Origin of the sequence: Allosediminivita pacifica, assembly GCF_003054175.1 — a bacterium.
Lineage (GTDB): Bacteria > Pseudomonadota > Alphaproteobacteria > Rhodobacterales > Rhodobacteraceae > Allosediminivita > Allosediminivita pacifica.
The window spans coordinates 1-19,780 of the sequence record NZ_QBKN01000022.1 but is presented as its reverse complement, the minus strand read 5'-3'; the positions used below and the strand labels follow the sequence as shown (position 1 = coordinate 19,780).

The 19,780-nt window shown below is 65.7% G+C and carries 17 protein-coding genes; 13 read left to right on the top strand and 4 right to left on the bottom strand.

What is annotated here, in order from left to right; all coding sequences use genetic code 11:
* Positions 1-5: 5 nt before the first annotated feature.
* Positions 6-1,547 carry an ABC transporter substrate-binding protein gene (locus tag C8N44_RS16145; RefSeq protein WP_158274073.1) on the bottom strand — a complete coding sequence of 514 codons (1,542 nt, stop codon included), beginning with the start codon at positions 1,545-1,547 and terminating at the stop codon, positions 6-8.
* A 55-nt stretch (positions 1,548-1,602) separates the two neighbouring features.
* Positions 1,603-2,781, bottom strand: coding sequence for a M24 family metallopeptidase (locus C8N44_RS16140; RefSeq protein ID WP_107977814.1), 1,179 nt, complete (start codon positions 2,779-2,781; stop codon positions 1,603-1,605).
* A gap of 176 nt (positions 2,782-2,957) precedes the next feature.
* On the opposite strand from C8N44_RS16140, the gene C8N44_RS16135 reads away from it, so the two are divergent.
* From C8N44_RS16135 to C8N44_RS16075, 13 genes are all read left to right on the top strand, one after another.
* On the top strand, positions 2,958-3,608 hold the full coding sequence (locus C8N44_RS16135; protein ID WP_158274072.1) for a GntR family transcriptional regulator: 651 nt from the start codon (positions 2,958-2,960) through the stop codon (positions 3,606-3,608).
* Positions 3,605-4,912 (top strand): Zn-dependent hydrolase, encoded by a 1,308-nt coding sequence (locus C8N44_RS16130; protein WP_107977812.1) that lies wholly within the window; start codon positions 3,605-3,607, stop codon positions 4,910-4,912. Before C8N44_RS16135 ends, C8N44_RS16130 begins: the two co-directional genes overlap by 4 nt.
* A gap of 70 nt (positions 4,913-4,982) precedes the next feature.
* Positions 4,983-5,687 (top strand): type 1 glutamine amidotransferase, encoded by a 705-nt coding sequence (locus tag C8N44_RS16125; RefSeq protein WP_107977811.1) that lies wholly within the window; start codon positions 4,983-4,985, stop codon positions 5,685-5,687.
* Between the two features lie 3 nt (positions 5,688-5,690).
* A complete protein-coding gene (locus C8N44_RS16120; protein WP_107977810.1) occupies positions 5,691-6,827 on the top strand; it encodes a M24 family metallopeptidase in 1,137 nt (378 codons plus the stop codon).
* A 255-nt stretch (positions 6,828-7,082) separates the two neighbouring features.
* A complete protein-coding gene (locus C8N44_RS16115) occupies positions 7,083-8,075 on the top strand; it encodes an ABC transporter ATP-binding protein (RefSeq protein WP_107977809.1) in 993 nt (330 codons plus the stop codon).
* Positions 8,075-9,154: an ABC transporter ATP-binding protein gene (locus C8N44_RS16110; RefSeq protein ID WP_107977808.1), complete on the top strand. Its 1,080-nt coding sequence runs from the start codon at positions 8,075-8,077 to the stop codon at positions 9,152-9,154. The genes C8N44_RS16115 and C8N44_RS16110 overlap by 1 nt, the downstream gene beginning before the upstream one ends.
* A 59-nt stretch (positions 9,155-9,213) precedes the next feature.
* Positions 9,214-10,722, top strand: coding sequence for an ABC transporter substrate-binding protein (locus tag C8N44_RS16105; RefSeq protein WP_107977807.1), 1,509 nt, complete (start codon positions 9,214-9,216; stop codon positions 10,720-10,722).
* Positions 10,723-10,788: 66 nt separating this feature from the next.
* A complete protein-coding gene (locus tag C8N44_RS16100) occupies positions 10,789-11,733 on the top strand; it encodes an ABC transporter permease (protein WP_107977806.1) in 945 nt (314 codons plus the stop codon).
* Positions 11,733-12,614 carry an ABC transporter permease gene (locus C8N44_RS16095; RefSeq protein WP_107977805.1) on the top strand — a complete coding sequence of 294 codons (882 nt, stop codon included), beginning with the start codon at positions 11,733-11,735 and terminating at the stop codon, positions 12,612-12,614. Before C8N44_RS16100 ends, C8N44_RS16095 begins: the two co-directional genes overlap by 1 nt.
* A gap of 18 nt (positions 12,615-12,632) precedes the next feature.
* Positions 12,633-14,429, top strand: a complete 1,797-nt coding sequence (locus tag C8N44_RS16090; RefSeq protein WP_107977804.1) for a gamma-glutamyltransferase family protein — start codon at positions 12,633-12,635, stop codon at positions 14,427-14,429.
* A complete protein-coding gene (locus C8N44_RS16085) occupies positions 14,429-15,181 on the top strand; it encodes a DUF1028 domain-containing protein (protein WP_107977803.1) in 753 nt (250 codons plus the stop codon). Before C8N44_RS16090 ends, C8N44_RS16085 begins: the two co-directional genes overlap by 1 nt.
* Positions 15,181-16,008 (top strand): sulfite exporter TauE/SafE family protein, encoded by an 828-nt coding sequence (locus tag C8N44_RS16080; protein WP_107977802.1) that lies wholly within the window; start codon positions 15,181-15,183, stop codon positions 16,006-16,008. Before C8N44_RS16085 ends, C8N44_RS16080 begins: the two co-directional genes overlap by 1 nt.
* Positions 16,005-16,736, top strand: coding sequence for a FadR/GntR family transcriptional regulator (locus C8N44_RS16075; RefSeq protein WP_244641108.1), 732 nt, complete (start codon positions 16,005-16,007; stop codon positions 16,734-16,736). The genes C8N44_RS16080 and C8N44_RS16075 overlap by 4 nt, the downstream gene beginning before the upstream one ends.
* 702 nt (positions 16,737-17,438) lie before the next feature.
* Here the strand turns inward: C8N44_RS16075 and C8N44_RS16070 are convergent.
* Together C8N44_RS16070 and C8N44_RS16065 are read right to left on the bottom strand one after the other, a co-directional pair.
* A complete protein-coding gene (locus tag C8N44_RS16070; protein ID WP_107977800.1) occupies positions 17,439-19,049 on the bottom strand; it encodes an AAA family ATPase in 1,611 nt (536 codons plus the stop codon).
* Between the two features lie 84 nt (positions 19,050-19,133).
* Positions 19,134-19,667: a hypothetical protein gene (locus C8N44_RS16065; RefSeq protein WP_107977799.1), complete on the bottom strand. Its 534-nt coding sequence runs from the start codon at positions 19,665-19,667 to the stop codon at positions 19,134-19,136.
* Positions 19,668-19,780 lie beyond the last annotated feature (113 nt).

Genomic DNA, 19,780 nt, shown 5'->3' with positions numbered 1-19,780 from the left:
TCTCCTCAGGCCTGGTCCATCCAGACGTCTTCCACGAAGTAGAAGCGCGAGATGGGTGCCACGCTCCATTCGTGCACGTTTTCACGCGACGCGGTCAGGACGTCCTCGAAGAAGGGCACGATGTAGGGCTTGTCCTCGAGCTCGAGGGCCTGCGCCTGCGCATAGATTTCCGCGCGTTCTTCGGGATTTGCGGTCGAACGGCCCTGCTGGATCAGCGAGTCGAATTCCTCGTTCTTCCATTCGGTATCCTGGTAGGAGGCATCCGAAGTCAGCAGGAGGTTGTAGGTTGCGTCGATCGTGGGCTGCATGCCCCAGTATCCGATGTAGAAGTCTCCCTGCATCCATTCCTCGGCGAGGTAGGTGTCGTGCGGCATCGTGCGGATCTCGAGGTTGAAACCGGCGGCAGCCGCGGTCTGCTGCATGACGATGGCGGCCTGGGCACGGATCGCGGGACGGTCGGAGGCGATGAGCGTCACGTCGAGCCCGTCGGGATAGCCGGCCTCTGCCAGAAGGGCGCGCGCACCTTCCGGGTCGTAGGCGATCTCGGGCTTGTCGGTGGCGAACTCGAGCTCGGGCGCCACGATGGAGTCGTAGGCGGGACGGCCGAGGCCCTCGAGGATGATGTCCACCATGAGCTGACGGTCGATGGCCATGCCGAGCGCCTTACGCACGCGGACGTCGTTCCATGGCTCCTGGTCCTGGCGCATGACGACGCAGACGTAGCGGCCGGCGCCGATCTGCTGTCCCTCGATGCCGCTGCTGCTGGCGATCCGCTCGTAGTCGGCCTGCTGCACGGTCAGCATCACGTCGGTTTCACCCGACAGGAAGTTTGCGGTCTCTGCGGCGAGGTCGGGGAAGAGCATCATCTCGACGGCGTCGAGGTAGGGCTGGCCCGGCTTGTAGTAGTTCTCGTTCTTGACGAGGCGCACCATGCGGGCGCTGTCGTAGGTGTCGAGCTTGAACGGCCCGGTGCCGTTGGCGGTGGTGTCGAGCTTGGAGATGTCGTCTTCGAGCGCCGCGCGGGACAGGATGCGGGCGTTGGCGTGCGCCGTGGAATAGGGCAGGTCCGCGAAGGGCGCCGCGAGGGTGAACTTGACTGTCAGGTCATCGACCGCCTTGACGCTTTCCACCATGGTCAGCACCGAACGTGCCGCCGAGGGGACATCGGGGTTGAGGATGGTTTCGTAGGTGGCGACCACGTCGTCCGCGGTGAAGGGCGTGCCATCGTGGAAGGTCACGCCCTCGCGCAGCGAGAACGTGAACTCGGTCGCGTCGTCGTTGGCAGTCCACTCGGTGGCAAGGTCGGGCTGGGGCTGGTTGTCGAAGCCCATCCGGGTCAGGCCCGAATAGAGCATGTCCATGCAGGGATATTCGGCCGGGCCGGAGTTGCTCAGGACGTTCAGCGTCGCGATCCGGGTCGAGTGACTGACCTTCAGCGTGCCGCCCGGGACCGGCTCGCTGCCCTGAGCGAAGCTTGCACCGGGTATGGCGCCGGCGGCGGCCATGCCCATCAGGACGTGGCGTCGGGTAAGGGTGAAATGGCTCATGGTACTCTCCTTGTTGGTATGCCGGTTTTCGGCTTCTTCTTGATCGGTTGAGGGATCAGGTGATGACAGTGAGGTCATCGGGCAGGCCGGTGATGACCTCTGGCGCTCCCTCGGTGACGACGAGTGTATGACCGACCCCCATGGCGAGCCCGCTGTCCCCGTCACCGTTCATGACATGGTAGAACAGCGTCATGCCCGGCTCGCAGACGAGCGAAGCGCCGGGATAGATCATCGGTGGCACGTCCATGGAGGTGGGCGCGTAGGAGATGCCGACGGAATAGCCGGTAGCGCCGTAGCGCGCCCGTCCGTAGCCGGCCGAGTCCAGCCCGTCGGCGTAAGCATCGAAGATCTCGCCAAGGGTGTTTCCGGGGCGCGCGAGGTCGGTCATCTTCGCAAGCACTTCGCGGCCCACGTCGTACATCTGCCGCTGCTGGTCAGGGACCTTGCCAAAGAGGATCGTCCACTCGGTCTTCACGTTGTAATGACGGTAGGCGACCGGGTACTCGACCATGATCTGGTCCTGCTCGGAGAGGCGCCGCGGCGCCGTGACGCCGCGTCCGAAGACCGCGCGTTCGCCCGAATTGAAGATCGGCGCGTTGGGCGGCATGTCCGCCCCGTCGCCCAGTATCGAGGCGAGGTAGGCGGCCTTCAGGTCGCTGTCGAGCAGGCCCGGACGGGCCGTGTCGATGACGGCATCGAGCGAACGATCGCAGATGCGCCCCGCCTCGCGCATGATCTCGATCTCGGCGGGGCTTTTGACGAGTCGCAGCTTCCGGATCAGTTGTTCGTCATCCTCGAGCCGGCACCAGTCGCCGAAGGTCGTCTGGCAGCGCCAGAGGTTCCAGCCGGTCAGGCCGTGGGTGTTCAACTCGATCAGCACGCGCCCGCCACCAAGGCCATGTTCTTCAAGTATGTCTTTGAGATCAGCCGCGGGGTTCGCGTCGTCCGCATCCCACCAGATGCGCACATCCTCGATCGTCGATGTGATCTTCGCCTGCAGCAGGTCGGGGCGACGCGTCAGCAGCACGATGGGCCGGTCGTCGGCGGTCACGAGGGCGCACTGGAAGAAGACGAAGCCGCCCGAGTCGTACCCGGTCAGCCAGAACAGGCTTTCCTGGCTGAAGACCAGCATCGCGTCCGCTCCGCGTTCGCGAAGCGCTGCGCGCAGGCGGTTCTGCCGGGCAAGCAGGTCTTCCTTGGGAAAGGGCAGGAGCGATTGGGCTTTGGCTGTCACCTTTAGGTCCTTCCGGTGCGGGCCTTACGAGTCGTGAGGGCTTTCCAAGGTCGTAGTATTTCAGTATACCAATCGTCAACCGAAAGAATTCTTTTCATGTATTGGCGGCGCACGAGCTTGCGGATGACCAGAAAACTGGGTCAAAAATGAGCAGACGAGCCAAGATAGGAGAGCCCATGCTGAGTTCGCCCGACAAGCGCCTGGCCCTTCAGGCCTACGAAAAGGTGCTCGAGCTGATTCTTGCGGGCGACGCCCGACCGGGCGAGCTGGTCAACGAGCGACGCATGGCCGAGACGCTGAACATGTCTCGCACCCCGGTACGCGATGCGCTTCTGATCCTCGAGGGCGAGGGCCTGCTGATCCGCCAGGGGAGGGGGCTGCAGGTCAAGCAGATGCGCCTGGAGGACTTTCTCGATGCGCTGCAGATCCGTCTGATCCTGGAACCGACGGTCGCGCGCATGGCGGCCGGCCATGTCCCGGACGGAGAGACCGAGGGGCTCCGTGCGGAACTGCAGGAGCTTCTCGCGCTTGGTGACAACGTGCGCGCCGACCGGGCGAAGGTGCGCGAGATCGACGATCGCCTGCACGGTCAGATCGCCGATGCCGCGGGCAACCCGCAGCTCAGCCAGATCATCCATTCGCTTCGCCGGCAGACCCAGATGTTCGACCTGCGTTCAATCCCTGAGCGGCTTTCCGACACCTGCCACGAACACCTCGCCATCATCGATGCCGTCGCCCGGAGTGACGGGGAGACCGCCGCCACCGCCATGACTGCGCACCTCAAGCGCGTTCAGGACAGCATCATCAAGAGATTGACCCGGATATGACCTCTGCCCCAGCCCCCGACACGACGACCCGAACCGGGATCGTCCCCGACATCGCGCTTGCCGAACGACTTTTCGACGAACTGCGCGCACGCACGGGCAGCGCCGGCGCGGGCATTACGCGCACCTCGTACGGCCTGGGCGAGCAGATCGCCCACGACGCGGTACGGCGCGAGGCGACGCGGCTTGGGATGCACGCTGAGATCGATGCCGCGTGCAATCTCTACCTGACGATGAAGGGCAACAGCGACGGTCCGGGGCTGATGATCGGCTCGCATCTCGATTCCGTACCCGACGGAGGCAATTTCGACGGCGCGGCGGGCGTGCTGGCGGGTCTCGCGGTGGCGGCCGGGTTTCACGCCGCGGGCCAAAAGCCGCCAGTCGATCTGACCATCATGGCGGTGCGCGCCGAGGAAAGCACTTGGTTCGGAGCCTCCTATATCGGCAGCCGCGCAGCTTTCGGACTGCTGGCGTCAGGGGAACTCGACGGGGTGCTGCGAGCGGGGGATGCCATCTCGCTCGGTGCGGCCATCGACGCGGCGGGCGGTGATACCGCGCAACTGCGAGCAGGGACGCCTTACCTCGACGCCGCCCGGATCGGCCTCTTTCTCGAGCCGCATATCGAGCAGGGGCCGGTGCTGGTGGCAGAGGACACCCCCGTGGGGCTCGTGACCGGGATCCGGGGCAGCTTTCGCCACCGGCAGGCCAGCTGTCGTGGCGTCTACGCGCATTCCGGCGCCACGCCGAAGTCTGCCCGGCAAGATGCAGTGCTCGCGACAAGCCATCTCGTGGTCGCCATGGACGAAGCCTGGCAACGTCTGGAAGCGGAGGGGCATGACCTTGCCGTGACGTTCGGCCAGTCCTCCACGGTGCTCGGTGAAGCGGCCTTTTCCAAGGTTGCCGGCCGCACGAATTTTTCGCTCGACGTGCGGAGCCAGGACGCGGAGACGCTCGATCTGATGCGCAAGGAGCTGCAAGGCGCCTGCAAGCGGATCGAACAGCGTCACGGTGTGACCTTCAACCTCGGCCCCGAGACGACCAGCACGCCCGCGATCATGGACCCGGCCGTCACCAACCGGATGGCGGCCCTGGCCGAGAAGGCAGGTATCCCGGCCCGGGTCATGCCCTGCGGCGCTGGCCACGACGCCGCTGTCTTTGCGGGGCAGGGGGTGCCCACGGCCATGGTCTTCATCCGCAACCGCAACGGATCCCACAATCCCGACGAGGCGATGGACGTCGCGGATTTCGCGCGCGCGGCCGAGCTGATTGCCGCGCTCCTTGAAAGCTGGGACCCCGCCGGAATGTGAAACCCGGGATGCGCCCGGCGTGGCGCCTTCCCGATCTTCCCGACATGCACGACACGCGAAAGGACACGCGATGGCCACCAAGCGCCTTCTCTACCTGGGCAACGGACGCACCCTGCAATCGGTCGCGAAACTTGACGACCGCTTCGAAAGCTGGGGACTGAAGGTCGATCGCTACTGGGCGGCCAACGGCGAATTCCCGTCCTCGCTCGACGGCTACGACGGTATCTTCCTCTCGGGCAGCCCGCACGGCGCCTACGAGAACATCGACTGGATCAATCGCGAGCACACCCTTATCGAAGAGGCTGCCGATCGCGAGATACCGCAACTCGGCATCTGCTTCGGAAGTCAGATCCTGGCCTCCGCGCTCTGTGGGCGCGATCAGGTGTTCCGCCGCGATTTCTGCGAGGTCGGCTACAAGGATCTCGACGTGACCGAGGCAGCGAAGGACGACGCGCTTGCCGCCGACTGGGGCGAGACGGTCAACATGTTCGTCTGGCACAACGACGAGGTACGGGCAGGGCACGAGGACATGGTGATCCTCGCCAGCTCGGACCTTTGCCCCAACCAGGTCTGGCGCCATCGAACCGCCCCGGCCTGGGGCATCCAGGGCCACCCCGAGGTGACCCGTGCCCAGGCCCCCGAGTGGTTCGAGGGCGCCCGTGAGCGCATGACGCTCGATGGTGGTGACGTGGACCATTTCATCGCCAGCGCGCACGAGGCTTCGGAGGCCAAGACCATGATCACCCGCTTCGTCGAGATGGTTCAGAAAGACTAAGATATGGTGCAGACAAACTACTGGTTCGAGCCCTCCGAATACCATGCACGGGTCAGGCGTGTGCAGGCCGCGTTGAAGGACAAGGGGCTCGACGCGCTGCTGGCCTTCCTGCCCGAGACCGTCACCTGGACCACGGGCTATTTCACCCGCGCCTATGGCACCTTCCAGTTCGCGATCATTCCGGCCGAGGGGCAGCCGACGCTCTTTGCCCGTGACGTCGAGGAATACTACCTCGACAGCACCTGTGTCTTTCCCGACCGCGTGCTCTGGACCGACAGCGACGATCGTACCGCCGTGGCGGTCGGGGCGATCCGGTCGCGGCTGGGACGCGCTGCCCGCATCGGTGTCGAAATGGACGCCTGGGTGCTGAACGCCACCCGGTGGGAGGCCATTCGCGCTGCAATGCCGGGTGCCGAGTTCATCAACGAATCCGCGCTCGTGCCGGGCATGAAGCTGATAAAGTCCGAGGCGGAGATTGCCTACCAGATGCGCGCCGCGCGGGCCGCCGAAGCGGGGATGCAGGCGGGCATCGACACCGCGGGGACCGGTGTAACCGAGCGCGAGATGGCCGCCGAGATCTGCGCCGCCATGATCCGCGAGGGCTCCGATCTGCCGGGGCCGGGTGTTCTGTCGTCGGGCGAACGCGCCTACCACCTGCACGGGGGCTATTCGGACCGGGTGCTCGAGCGCGGCGACATCGTCCAGCTTGAAGTGACGCCGAACAACCATCACTACCATGCCCGCTTCATGCGGCCGATCCGCGTGACCGAGGCAAGCGACGCGGACCATCGGCTGGCCGAGCTGCTGGTCTCGATCCAGGACGATGCGCTGGCCGCCGTGGCTCCCGGGGTCGCGGCCACCGTGCCCGATGCGATCTATCGCGACGGGGTCCTCTCGGCGGGCCTGCGCGAGACCTATACCAACAAGACCTTCTACTCGGTCGGCCTGCTGCTGCAGCCCAATGGTGGTGAGCCGCTTGAGGCGCATCCCGGTGCTGACTGGAGCTTTGCCGAAGGCATGGTCTTCCACACTTACGTGCTGGCGAAGGGCTTCGGCATGTCCGAGACGATCGTGGTGCGCCACGACGGCGCCGAGCGGCTGACCAATTTCCCGCGTCAGCTTTTCGTCACCACCCGCTGAACCCCGACACAGCCTCCGCGCCGGTGGCGCGGAGGACACGAAACCCCGCCCGCCGTCTGGCGCAGCCAGGTTCTGACGCCCGCTTCGCACGGCGATGCCGCGTTCTTGGGCACCCGCCGGGTTCCCCAATGTCAACGGAACAGTTTATTCTGTGGGCTGACTTGACGCCCTCGCAAAACGCAGCGCAGTGTCCAACCAATACCGATTTGGTTGCTCCTGTGGTTCAGGGGCGCCGACCGGACCGAGAGGGAACGGATGACCGAAACTGCGCCACCGCTGCTGGAAATCGAGGGGCTGACCTTTGGCTTTCGCAATCAGTCGGCGAACCTTGTCGATGGGGTGAGCCTGACGCTCGGGCGGAACGAGACGCTCTGCATCGTGGGCGAATCTGGTTGCGGAAAGTCGGTGACGGCGCTGTCGCTCATGGGACTTCTTCCGCCGGATGCGGTGCGGATCGATAGCGGCACGGTCACCTTTGAGGGCGAGACCATCGACGCGGGCGACTTTGCCCGGCTCTCGCGGCTGCGCGGCGACCGAATGGCGATGATCTTCCAGGAGCCCATGACCTCGCTGAACCCGGCCTTCCGGATCGGCAACCAGATCACCGAGGCCGTGCGCCATCACCGTGGGGGAACAGAGGCCGAGGCGCGCGAGCGGGCACTCGAAGCGCTGGAGAAGGTGGGCATCCCGGCAGCACGTCAACGACTCGACGAATATCCGCATCAGCTGTCGGGCGGGATGCGCCAGCGGGTGATGATCGCGATGGCGCTGGTGAACGATCCCTCTGTGCTGATCGCCGACGAGCCCACCACGGCGCTCGACGTGACCGTGCAGGCGCAGATCCTCGACCTTATCGCGGACCTGCAAACGCGGTCGGGGATGGGCGCGATCCTGATCACCCATGACCTTGGCGTGGTGGCGCAGGTCGCGACGCGCGTGGCGGTCATGTACGCGGGCCGCATCGTCGAGATCGGCACCGCACAGGAGATCTTCGAGGATCCCCAGCATCCCTACACCATCGGCCTCATGAGCTCGGTCCCGCGTCTGACGGGGCCCCGTCAACGGCTGTCGACGGTGCCGGGCCTCGTGCCGACACCGGATGGCATGCCCGAGGGATGCCGGTTCTCGACCCGGTGTCCCTTTGCGCGGCCAACCTGCCGCGAGGTGCCGAAGCTGGCGCCTGTCGCGGGCGAGCACCACGTCGCCTGCCACTATGCCCCCCTCGAGACGCGCCTGGAGGCCGGATGATGCGTGAGACCATCCTCGAAGCCGTGAACCTGCGGAAACACTTTCGCAGCGGTGGCGGTCTTGGCCGGACGGCGAATACCGTGCGTGCGGTCGACGGCGTGTCGCTCGAGGTGCATCGCGGCGAGACATTCGCCATCGTCGGAGAGTCCGGCTGCGGGAAATCCACGCTGGCGCGGCTGCTGATGCGGCTTCTTGACCCGACCGAGGGCGACGTGCTGTTCGACGGGCGATCGATCGCCGGACTGCGCGGGCGCACGCTGCGCGATCTGCGGCGCGACATGCAGTTCGTCTTTCAGGACCCGTTCAGTTCGCTGAACCCGCGCATGACAGTGGGCAAACTGGTGGGCGAGCCGCTGGAGACCCATTCGCCCGAGCTTTCGGCGCGCGAGCGCCGCGCGAAAGTGGCCGAACTTCTGGGTCGGGTGGGCCTGCGCCCCGAACACGCGGGCCGGTATCCGCACGAGTTCTCGGGCGGGCAGCGCCAGCGCATCGGCATCGCACGGGCATTGGCATCCGGTCCGCGGCTGATCATCGGCGACGAGCCGGTCAGCGCGCTGGACGTCAGCGTTCAGGCGCAGGTGATCAACCGGCTGCACGATCTCAAGGAAGAGTTCGACCTGACGCTGGTGATCATCGCCCATGATCTGGCCGTGATCCGCCACATGAGCGACCGTGTCGCGGTCATGTACCTTGGCCAGATCGTCGAGACAGGTCCGTCCGAACAGGTCTTTGCCAACCCGCGTCACCCCTACACCCGAGCGCTGCTTTCGGCGGTGCCCGAGCCCGTCTACGGGCGGGCGCATGACCGCATGGCGCTCAAGGGTGAGACGCCCAGCCCATCGGCGCCCCCGGACGGTTGCCGTTTCCACACGCGCTGTCCCTTCGCCACCGAAGAGTGCCGCAAACGCGTGCCCGAGATGCGCGAAATGGCGCCGGGGCAGGGGGCTGCCTGCCATCACGCCGAGAAAATCGCCGCCGAACACGGATCGCCCGTGGCGGTCACCGGATCGGGGCGGAGCGAAGGCGCCGAGCGGCGTTTCGCCATGTATGCCGAGGCGATCGCGGATCGCGGCGCCTGAACCGACCAACCAACGCACGGCGACCAACGCCGTCCTGACTGCAACAGAGAGGATCTCTTATGCTACGAAAACTATCGCTCACCGCCATCCTGCTTGGCGCCACCGCCGTGGGTGCGCAGGCCCAGGACCTGCGCATCGCGCTGCAATCGGATGCCGACGTGCTCGACCCCGATCAGTCGCGGACCTTCGTCGGCCGGATCGTCTACACCGCGCTCTGCGACAAGCTGGTGGACATCACGCCCGAGCTTGACCTCATTCCGCAGCTTGCCACCGACTGGTCGTGGAACGACGACCAGACCGAGCTGACCATGCAGCTGCGCGAGGGCGTGACCTTCCATGACGGCGAGCCCTTCAACGCCGAGGCGGTCGCCTACAACATCAACCGCAGCCAGACGCTCGAGGAAAGCCGCCGCAAGTCCGAGGTTGCCTCGATCACCGGGACCGAGGTCACCGGCGAATACGAGATCAAGATCAGCCTCGCCCAGCCCGATGCCACGCTGCTGGCGCAGTTCGCCGACCGCGCCGGCATGATGATCTCTCCGGCCGCCGCCGAAGAGGCGGGTGCCGATTTCGGTCTGAACCCGGTCTGCTCGGGACCCTTTGCCTTCGACAACCGTGTGGCGCAGGACCGGATCGTTCTGACCAAGTTCGACGACTACTGGAACGCGGACGAGATCAACTTCGACAGCGTGACCTACCTGCCCATCCCGGACAACACCGTGCGCTTCGCCAACCTCCAGTCGGGCGACGTCGACATTATCGATCGACTTGCCGCCACCGACCTCGAACAGGCGGAAAGTGCATCCGACATCGAGGTCGCGAGCGCGGTTTCGCTGGGCTACCAGGGCATGACCATCAACGTGGGCAACGGTGATCGCGCCGACAGCCCGATCGGCGAGAACCCCGCCGTCCGTCAGGCGCTCAGCCTCGCCATCGACCGCAACGCCCTGAACCAGGTCGTCTTCAACGGCGCCTTTGCCCCGGGCAACCAGTCTTTCCCGCCGAACTCGCCCTGGTACGATCAGGATCACCCGATCCCCGAGCGCGACGTCGAGGCAGCCAAGGCGCTGCTGGCGGAGGCCGGTTTCGAGGACGGCGTGACCGTCGAGGTGCAGGCCCCCAACAGCCCTGTACCGCAGCAGGTGATGCAGGTCGTGCAGGCCATGGCCGCCGAGGCGGGTATCACCATCGAGATCACCTCGAAGGAATTCGCGACGATGCTGCAGGATCAGTCGGCCGGTGACTACATGGCAAGCCAGGTTGGCTGGTCGGGTCGCGTCGATCCCGACGGCAACATCCACCAGTTCATGACCACTGGCGGCGGTATCAACGACTCCGGCTATTCCAACCCGGAAGTGGATGAACTGCTCAACAACGCGCGGACGACCACCGACACAGCAGAGCGGAAGCAGTACTACGATCAGGCGCGCGACATCCTCGTCGAGGATTTGCCGATCATCTACCTCTACCACCAGACCTGGATCTGGGGCCTGCGCGACGCCGTGTCCGGCTTCACGCCTTACCCCGACGGCATGATCCGTCTTGAAGGCGTGAGCCTCGAGGACTGATCCGTCATTCTCCGCGCCCCGACCGGGGCGCGGAGTCTTCGCCAACGTTCACCGAGGACATGCGCCATGCTCGCCTTCATCGGTCGCCGACTGCTCGTCGCCATTCCGACGATCCTGCTGATCTCGGTATTCGTCTTCCTGCTCCAGCAGCTTCTGCCGGGCGACCCGATCCTCGCCATGGCGGGCGAAGAGCGTGATCCCGCGACCATCGAATTCCTGCGCGAGAAATACGGGCTGAACGACCCGCTGCCGGTGCAGTACTTCAAGTGGATCGGTGGGGTGATTCAGGGGGATCTCGGCATCTCGCTGCGCACCAACCAACCGGTGAGCGAGCTTCTGCTTCAGAAGCTGCCGGTGACCATCCAGCTTGCCGTGATGGCGCTGATCTTCGCGGTCGTGATCGGCGTGCCGGCGGGGATCCTGTCGGCGGTCAAGAAGGGCACGGTGGTGGACTATGCGGCGAATGTCGTCGCGCTGTCCGGCCTTTCGATCCCGAACTTCTGGCTTGGCATCATGCTGATCCTGCTGGTTTCGGTGAAATGGGGGCTGCTGCCGGCCTCGGGCTACACACCGCCGGGCGAGGACCTTGTGCGGTCGATCACCACCATGCTGATGCCCGCCTTTGTGCTTGGCACGGCGCTGGCCGCGACGCTGATGCGCCACACGCGGTCGGCGATGCTGGGCGTGCTGAAATCCGACTACGTGCGGACCGCGCGGGCCAAGGGGCTTTATGAACGGCGGGTGATCCTGCGCCATGCCTTCCGCAACGCGCTGGTCCCCATTGTCACGCTGACAGCACTTCTGTTTGGCGAACTGGTCGCGGGCGCCGTGCTGACCGAGCAGATCTTCACGATCCCGGGCTTCGGCAAGCTTGTGGTCGATGCCGTGTTCAACCGCGACTACGCCGTGGTGCAGGGGATCGTGCTCTGCACCGCGGTCGGGTTCATCGTGATGAACCTGCTGGCCGACGCCGCCTACTTTGCCCTCAACCCGCGCCTGAGGAAATCCTGATGGCCCATGTGTCCGATCCCGCGACCGCTGATTCCGTACTCGACGCCAAGCCCGAGAACCGGGTCTGGAAGAAGTTCCGCTCGCACCGGAGCGCGATGCTCGGCGTGTTCCTCGTGGCCTTCTTCGTGATCATCGCGGTCGCGGCCCCGATCCTGCCGATCCAGGATCCGACGGCCACGTCCTGGTCGGCGGTGCGGGCTGCCCCCTCGGCGGCGCATCCCTTTGGAACAGACGAGATCGGGCGGGACGTGCTGTCGCGGCTGATCTGGGGGGCCCAGGCGTCGCTCATGGCCGGCGTGGTGTCGGTGGCCATCGCGCTCTGCTTCGGTGTGCCGCTGGGGATTGCGGCAGGCTATTTCGGCGGCTGGACCGATACGGTCATCTCGCGCTGCACCGAGGCGCTGCTGGCCGCGCCCTTCCTGATCCTTGCCATTGCGCTTGCGGCCTTTCTCGGGCCCTCGCTCGGCAATGCCATGATCGCCATCGGCCTGTCGGCGACGCCGATCTTCATCCGGCTCACGCGCGGGCAGGTGATCGCGGTGGCGGCCGAGGATTACGTCGAAAGCGCGCATGCCATCGGCCTGCCGACGCGAAAGATCCTGACGCGCTACATCTTTCCCAACGTGCTGCCGCCGGTGCTGGTGCAGGCGACGCTGACCGTGGCGACGGCGATCATCGCCGAGGCATCGCTGTCGTTCCTCGGCCTCGGGCAGCAGCCGCCGGCGCCCTCCTGGGGATCGATGCTCAATACCGCCAAGAACTTTCTCAACCAGGCGCCCTGGATGGCGCTCTGGCCCGGCATCGCGATCTTTCTCGTGGTGCTTGGCTTCAACCTTCTGGGCGACGGGCTGCGCGATGCGCTCGACCCTCGCGAAACCTGACAGACGAACGAGAGACGCATGACCGACTTCACCACCCGCCCCGAGATCCGCGGTACCTTCGGGACCGTGACCTCGACCCATTGGATCGCCTCCGCGGTCGGGATGAGCATCCTCGAAAAGGGCGGCAATGCCTTCGACGCCGCCGTGGCGACGGGGCTTGTCCTGCAGGTGGTGGAGCCGCACCTGAACGGCCCGGCGGGCGACCTGCCGGCGCTGTTTCACGCGGTGGGAAAGGGCGGAACACAGGTTCTTGCCGCCCAGGGGCCTGCGCCTGCCGGCGCGACGCTGGAGCATTACCGCAAGGAGCTTGGTGGCGAACACGCGCTGATCCCCGGCTCGGGCCTGCTCGCCACGGTCATTCCGGGCGCCTTCGACGGCTGGGTGCTGATGCTGCGCGACTACGGCACGATGGAGCCGTCCGAGGTGATGGCGCCCGCCATCGATTACGCCCGCGACGGCCACCCGCTGCTGCCGCGCGTCGCCGACCAGATCGGCGGGCTTGCCGAGTATTTCGCCGAGCACTGGCCGAGCTCGCATGCCACATGGTGTCCGGACGGCGAGCTGCCGCAGGCGCAGGCGCTCTTCCGCAATCCTGACCTTGCCGCCACCTACCAGCGGCTTGCGGATACCGCCGAGGGCGAAAGCCGCGAGGTGAGGATCGATGCCGTACGCGCGGCGTGGTCCGAGGGCTTCGTCGCCGAAGCCATCGACAGCTACCTGGCCGATGCCAAGGTGATGGATGTCTCGGAAAGCCATCACCGCGGCGTGCTGACCAAGGCCGACATGGCGGGCTGGCAGGCGCGGGTCGAGACGCCGCTTTCCATTGACTACCACGGCTGGCGCGTGTCCAAGACCCAGAGCTGGAGCCAGGGGCCGGTGCTTCTCCAGGCGCTCCAGATACTCAAGAACTTCGACCTCGCCGCTATGGACCCGCTGGGCGCAGACTTCGTGCACACGGTGATCGAGGCGATGAAGCTCGCCTATGCGGACCGCGAGGCCTATTACGGCGATCCCGATCACACCGAGATCCCGATGGAGCACCTGCTGTCGGTTGGCTACGGCGCGGAGCGCGCAAAGCTGATCTCGGCCGAAGCCTCGACCGAGCAGCGTCCCGGTCGGGTGCCGGGGTTTGAGCACTGGGCGGATGCCGCCATCGCACGCGCCAGCCGAGACTACGGCGCAAGCCAGGTGATCGCGCAGGAGCCCACCATGGCGCACCTGACCGACCGCAAGGGCGACACGGTACACCTCGACGTCATCGACCGCTGGGGTAACGCCGTGGCCGCGACGCCCTCGGGCGGATGGCTACAATCAAACCCGGTGGTGCCAGGCCTTGGCTTTCCGCTGAACTCGCGCGCCCAGATGTTCTGGCTCGAGGACGGTCAGCCGACAACGCTTGCCCCCGGACGGCGCCCGCGCACCACGCTGACCCCCACAATCGCCGAGCGCGAGGATGGCGCATTGCTGGCCTTCGGCACGCCGGGTGGCGACCAGCAGGATCAGTGGCAGCTGATCTGGTTCCTGCGTTTCGTGCATCACGGGTTGGGCCTGCAGCAGGGCATGGACGCGCCGCTGTTCCATTCGCTGCACTTCCAGGCCTCGTTCTATCCGCGCGCGGCGAAACCCGCCGAGATGATGATCGAGCCGAACTTCGGCGATGCGGTCATCGAGGATCTGCGCGGACGCGGCCACAAGGTGCAGGTTGCGCCGGAATGGTCGGTGGGGCGTCTGACCGCAGCCCTGCGCGAACCCGACGGGCTTCTGCGGTCGGCCGCGACCCCGCGTCTGATGCAGGCCTACGCGGTGGGCCGCTGATGACCTATTCGATCCTCGCGACGGATCCTGAGACGGGCGAAATCGGCATCGCCGTCGCCTCACGCTTTTTCGCCTGCGGCGCGGCGGTTCCTTACGTCGGCGCCCGGGCAGCGGTCGCCACGCAGGCCTTCGTCAACCCGCTCTGGGGCGTCGAGGGGCTGGCGCTGCTGGCCGATGGCCATTCCGCCGAGGAGGTTCTGGAGACCTTCAAGTCCCGTGATGCGGGCCAGGCGTTGAGGCAGGCGCATGTCATGGACGCGGAGGGGCGCTTTGCCGCCCACACCGGGGCGGAGTGCACGGACTGGGCCGGGCACCTGATCCGTGACGACCATTCCGTTGCCGGGAACATGCTGACCGGTCCCGAGGTGATCGAGGAAACCTCGCGCGCCTTTGCCGAGACCTCGGGACCGCTGGCCCGGCGGCTGCTGGCGGCGATGAAGGCGGGCGAAGCGGCCGGCGGCGACAAGCGGGGCCGCCAGGCGGCGGGGCTCGTGATCCATCGCGGCCAGGACTACGCGCATCTGTCGTTGCGTGTGGATGACGATGCCGATCCACTGGCCGAGCTCGAACGCCTGCTCGACGTTGCGGGCGAACGCTACCTGATGGTGGCCGAGACGTTCCCGACGGCGGACAACTTTTCGGGGATGGTGGATCGCCGCCCGATCGACGCCGCTATCGCCGAGGCGGAGGAACGCCGCCAACAGGAGGGCCGCCCCACGGCCTCTCGCGCCACCAGCAAGGAAGATCTGTGATGGACGCGACGCAGGTCATGCTCTTCGTCGGGATGGCGGTCGTTGCGGGGATGTTCGGCGGGGTCCTCGCCGGGCTTCTGGGCGTCGGTGGCGGGATCGTCATTGTCCCCGCGCTTTACATCTCGCTCTCGCTCACGGGGATGGACCCGGGCCTGACCATGCAGGTGGCAGTGGGGACATCACTGGCCTCGATCATCTTCACCTCGGCGTCATCCTCGTGGGGACACTGGCAGAAGGGCGCCATCGACACGGGTCTCCTGAAACGCTGGGCGCCCTGGATCCTTGTCGGCACCGTGCTGGGCGGGGTGATCGGCGGGCTGGTCTCGGGGCAGGTGCTGATCGCGGTCTTCGCGGCAGTGGCCTTGCTCGTGGCGCTCGACATGATCTTTCGCAAGGCGTCGGACGGCAGCGCCACGCGCAACTTTTCGACCCCGGTCTGGGCCGCTTCGGGCGTGGGGGCGGGCATGATCTCGGCCATGATGGGGATCGGGGGTGGCACGGTCTGCGTGCCGACGCTCAATTTCCTCGGCTATGACATCCGCCGCGCGGTGGGCACCTCCGCGGCCATCGGCTTTGTCATCGGCGTCCCCGGCGCGATCACCTATGCGCTGACCGGTTTGGGACAGGAAAACCTTCCGCCGTTCTCCATCGGCTACGTGAACCTCCTTGCGCTGGTGTGCCTCGTTCCGCTTACAACGACCTTCGCCCGCGTGGGGGTCCGGCTCGCGCATGCGATCCCGCGGACGCGACTGAGGCTGCTTTTCGGACTCTTCCTGATCACAACGGCGCTCAACATGCTGCGCGATCTGATCCAGCATGCCGGATGAATGATACTCCGGAACAGGACAGGCAGACGATGGAAGACGGCGAGATCGTTGAACGGCTCTTGAAGGGCATCGACGCGGGCGACTTCGTCGAAGGCGACCGGCTGCTGCCCGAACGCCGTCTGGCCGAGACGATGGAGATCAGCCGTGCGCGGCTGCGCCGGGCGCTCGATCATCTCAAGGAAGAGGGGCGGCTCTTTCGTCACCAGGGGCAGGGCACCTTCGTCGCGCCGCCCCCCGCGCTCGAGGTCGCCGGCCACGAGACGATTTCGCGGCAGGTGACGCCGCAGAACGTCATGGAAGTCCGCATGGAGGTGGAGCCCGCGCTTGCGGCGCTCGCCGCGGACCGCGCAACCCGGTCGGAACTGGCCTCGCTGGACCGCCTGATGCGCGCGACCCTTTCGGTCAATGATCCTGAAGCCTACGAAGCTGCCGACGCTGTCTTCCACTACCGGATCGCCGAACTGGCGCACAATCCGCTGTTCCTGAGTATCTACCAGTCGATCCGCGCCGTCCGCCGGCATGCCCGCTGGGCCGACGAGCGGCGGCTGACCCATTCACAGAGCCGGATGTCCCAGCTTGGCCGTCAGCACGAGGCGCTCACTCAGGCGGTCATGGACCGCGATCCCCGCGAGGCAGCACGGCTGATGGAAGAACACCTCGTGACGGTGTCCAACGCCATGCTGCGGGAACGCGGCGAGCGTTTCGTAATCTCCGCGCCGCAGCGCTGAGACGAAGCATCCTGAATAACTTGCATGTGATGCTCCCCCCTCGGGCGGTCCCGCCGCGGAAGGCGGGCCTCCTCCATGCGGAACCATTGGCAAACATGAATGGGTTCTCTTCTGCGAGGTCGAGTTCGATGAGAAGAATGCCGACCTGGCGCGCTGCCGCCCGAAACTCAGGAAAATCGCGGCCCTGATACCTTCGGGGCAGGCATTTCCTTTCGTGGCGGACCTTCAGCATCGGTATTTCGGCAGGTTTCGGATTGCCTTCAACGAGTGGGCAACATCCTCCCGCTCGATGTGGGTAGAGAACAGGTTTCTATCCCAGGCCTTCGGCAGACGGCGGCGAAAGAGAAAGCCCGAGGGGCGCATTTCGAGATAGCGGGTGTGTCCGACTCCGAGCACGCCAATGTTCCGAAAACGGGTTCCAGGGCATCCGGGAGTCGGGATCCGTGCACCGGTTCGGGCACGCGTTCGTGCACCATAATGTGCACGTGCACGCGTGGCTCCGACTCCGGTCGGGGCTCAACCATTTAGGGGATTTTGGCTCCGGCGGTAGGGCGCGGAGCAAAATTCGACCACATTGTAAGGCACTGAAAACACTTCTATTTGCTCTGCGCGGGTCGCTGTCTGTGTTACGTCTATGTGCAACAGTTGTAGCACAAGGGAAGGGTATCGAGATTGGCCGGCCAGACAAGTAGTTCTCAGCGGTTAGTTAAGATCAAGCAGGGGTTCTCGATCCGGTCCAGCTATCATACGCCTAATCGCCGAGCCGAGGAGTTCACGGGCGTCGATGAGCACGGCTGACACTTCACGTAGCTGGTCGATTTGCGGCATCAGCAAGTTCTCTGAGCGCCTCATGGCCTGACTCAGCTTCGCCCTCACCCACTGCTTCTCCTCCTCGGTCAGCCTGTGCATGTCGGCTGGCCCCAGCCAACCATCGCCGTTGTGGCCAAGGCCCAGCTCTCGGTCCATTTGCAGAATTAGCCCTGTGGCCATGGCAAGATCGCTCTCACGATCTCCACCTGCGCCGCCGGAGATGGTGCCGAGCACCAGCCTCTCGGCCGCGCGCCCGCTCATGAGGATCAGAAGCTCGTTTTCGATCTCTTGGACAGTCAGTTCGACGAAGGTCGAACGGCGTTCGGTCCGACCGTCGCGGTCAGAGAGGCTGAGCTTCACGACAGATCCTGGAACCAGCAGCTCGGCGGCAAGCGCGTGACCGGCTTCGTGGACCGCGATACGACGCAGAAGCGCCGGGTTGGGCCAATCGATCCCGAGGTGTCGGCGCATCAGGTCGGATGACATGGGCAGCCGTTGCCGCCGCGCGTCCGCGGTGGCGGCACGCAATGCGGCATCGAGTTCGGCGGGGGTCTTGCCCGTGGCGGCGCGGGCCAGGCTGTCGACCTCGTTGTCCGGCAGCGCATCCGCCAGTCCTTTGCACAGGATCCGCCTGATATCTGCAAGCGACGGAAGTGGCATCTGCTGGATCTGGTCAAAGCGGCCGGGGCGCGTGATGGCTGGGTCCAGCCGGCTGATCTGGTTGCAGGCCCCGATCAGGATCACGCCCGGGGTGCGTGCCAGCCGGTCGATTTGCTGAAGGAAGCCGTTCACGACTTGCACCCGATAGCTCATCCCATGCTGATCGCTGCCGAAGCGCGACCCGACCGCGTCGATTTCATCGACAAACAGGACGCAGGGCGCTTTCGCGACCGACTCGTCGAAGCACTTGATCATCGCGGCAAGCATATGTCCAAGATGTCCGGCAGCCTGCCAGTCGGCAAAGCTGCCCTCGACCAAAGCGACGCCAGCGGCCTCGGCCAGTTGCCGGGCAAGATAGGTCTTGCCCGTGCCTGGAGCGCCATGAACGAGGAGCGAACGTGACATCTCGCTCCAGTTCAGATCGCCAGCCTGCCACGCCGCAAGATCCGCCACGATGTTTCGGACAGCTTGATGCGCGGGCGTGGTGCCGTCGATGATGGCTGGACCGGAGCGCTCCCGTGCGACCTCGCCTGCAGGCGCCGTCCTAGTCATTAACGAGATCCGTTCTGCTACTTCTCTGGCTGTCGGCGCGCGGCACGCCATAGCCAGATGTCCTGCCTCCAAACCGGCCAGGCTTTCGTCGTTGGGCAAGATTGCCCGCACGCTGTCCGCATCGATCCGTCCGGTCGCGCTGTGGCTGACGCTCAGGGCGAAGAGCAGGATATCGGCATTCACCTTTTCGAGGACCAGAACGCGCGCGCCTGTCTCGCTGGAGCCGACGAGAGTTGGCAAGTGCTCCTGCTTCGCGACCGGCAGCAGGATTGGCGCCGGATGGTGGAGCAAGCGCTCCAGTTCCTTTTCCGAGACTGGACGGTCAGGCAGCTGGAGCACCGGATGCGAGGCGCGAGGCGCCCGGCTCTGGGTCGATCAGCCCTCCGGCAGCATTGCCCCAGTCAGCAACTTTCCAAGGGAAAGGTTGGGTTCGAGGCCGACCACGACCGTCATCGCTCCGGGTTGGAGGCCTGCCTCCCAGCTCTCCGCAGTCCGGAAGGTTGCGGCGAGGCGCACCAGCAAGATCACGTCGCGGAGGGGAAGCGGGGTTGCGGGACGGGTGCTGCCGTCCGTAGCTGTGGCCAATGGATCGCCGCCATCTGCCGCGATCGCGTCCCACTCCTCTGGTGACAGATGGGGCGCGCTGCTCACGCTTCCCATGGCCACGGCGGCCGACTGCGTCCCGGAGCCCGCGCGGCGCGAAGGCGGTTTCGGGCTGCCGCCGCCTTCATACTCCATCAAAGTGTCGACAGCGGCGGTGTCGCCAGCCTTGGCGCGTCGCTCAAGCTCGACGATGTCGGTTTCGGTTGCGCGCAAGCGCGCGATGCTATCCTGGGCGAAGGCCCACCACTGTGGGCGCTTCGCGCCATTTTCCTTTCGAAGGGGAGATTGGGGGGGAGGTTGGGTCATTGGCGTTTCCGTTCTGTACGGCTTTGATGCTGTAACCGCCCCCCGACGGCATCGCTGTGCCAAGGTGGGATCGCAACAATCCTTAATGGGAGGCGGTCATGTCAAAGATTACC